This window comes from Ruminococcus sp. CAG:379, from assembly GCF_000434255.1.
Lineage (GTDB): Bacteria > Bacillota > Clostridia > Oscillospirales > Ruminococcaceae > Ruminococcus_F > Ruminococcus_F champanellensis.
On record NZ_FR894880.1, the window covers coordinates 5,016 to 6,817 of the forward strand.

The window sequence follows — 1,802 nt, forward strand, 5'->3', positions numbered from 1 at the left end:
GCATCAACCACTACCGCTACCACACCTCCTGTCCTCCGGAGGCTGCCTTTGCCGCTGCGGATCTGCTGGGTATCTACATGCAGCCGGAGCTTCCCTTCTGGGGTACCCTGGCTGCTCCCGGGGAGGAACAGTACAATGAAACAGAACAGGCATACCTGGTGGAGGAAGGCTTCCGGATGCTCCGTGCCTTCGGCAGCCACCCCTCCTTCTGCATGCTGTCCCTGGGCAACGAGCTGTGGGGCAGCAGCCAGCGAATGGGAGAAATCCTCCGGGATTACCGGGAGACGGATCCCCGGCACCTGTATACCCAGGGCTCCAACAACTTTCAATTCTGGCCCTGTATCCTGGAGGAGGACGATTTCTTCTCCGGGGTGCGGCTCAGTAAGGAGCGTCTCATCCGGGGCTCCTACGCCAACTGCGATCTGCCCCTGGGGCATATCCAGACCTGTCGTCCCTCCACGGATCACAGCTATGACCCGCTGATTTTCCCGGTGCAGCAGGAATCCGCTGAAGCAGGCACTGCGGAGATCCAGATCCAGTACGGCACAGGCACTAAAACCATCCGGGTGGATCAGCAGGCAGAGGGACTGATCCCCCACAAGCCCATTGTCACCCACGAGATCGGGCAATATACCGTATACCCGGATTTCGAGGAAATCCCCAAGTTTACCGGAGTGCTGCAGGCACGGAACTTTGAAATATTCCGGGAGTGGCTCCGGGATGCAGGCATGGAAGAGCAGGCACGGGACTTCTTCCTTGCCTCCGGTCATCTGGCTGCCCAATGCTATAAGGAGGAAATTGAGGCGGTCATGCGCTCCCGGCACATTGCAGGATTCCAGCTTCTGGATCTACAGGATTTCACCGGACAGGGCACGGCGCTGGTGGGCATGCTGGATGCCTTTATGGACAGCAAGGGGCTGATTTCCGAAAAGCAGTGGCGGGGCTTCTGCTCGGACGTTGTGCTGCTGGCAGAATTTGACCGGTTCAACTATGCCGCCGGAGAATTCTTCCGGGCGCAGGTACAGCTCCGGTGCTACCGCCCCGGTCTGACCGGCACTGCCCACTGGCGGTTGACTGCTGGAGATGCATGTCTTACCGCCGGGAGCTTCCCGCTGCCGGATGCACCCATGGAGCTGGTGACCCTGGGACAGATCGAAACCCGGCTGCCGGAGACGGAGATCACCCATAGTCTGACCCTGACCCTGGAAATCCCGGAGGCGGATACGGAAAACGGCTATATTATATATGTATACCCCCGGAAAAAGCCTCAGTTGCCCCCGGCGATCCGGGTGGCGTATACCGCCGCCGAAGCCCAGACCATGCTGGACAGGGGCGCACGGGTGCTGCTGCTGCCGGAGACCGTCAAGGAAGTGGTGGAGGGCTTTTACTGTACGGACTTCTGGTGCTACCCCATGTTCCGGCAGATCTGTGAAAGTATGGACAGACCCGTTGCCGTGGGAACCATGGGACTGCTGGTGGATCAGGCGCATCCCGCCCTGTCCGACTTTGCCCGGGCTCACTGCACTACCCCCCAGTGGTATGACCTGGTAACCCACGCAAACTGCGCCGTGCTGGAGCATGCCGCACCCCACATCCGCCCTATGGTACAGATGATCGACAACTTTGAGCGGAATCATAAGCTGGGCATCCTTTTTGAGGCGAGGGTTGGTACTGGCAGGCTCATGGTCTGCACCATCCGGCTCGGTGAGATCGCAGAACGCATCGAGGTGCAGGCGTTCACGGATGCACTGTACCGGTATATGGCATCCGACAGGTTTGAACCCCGACAGGAGCTGACGCCA

At 59.7% G+C, this 1,802-nt stretch carries 1 pseudogene; it reads left to right on the forward strand.

The window, feature by feature from the left end:
- Window positions 1-1,802: pseudogene (locus QVO51_RS04720) on the forward strand (beta-glucuronidase); the annotation flags it as partial.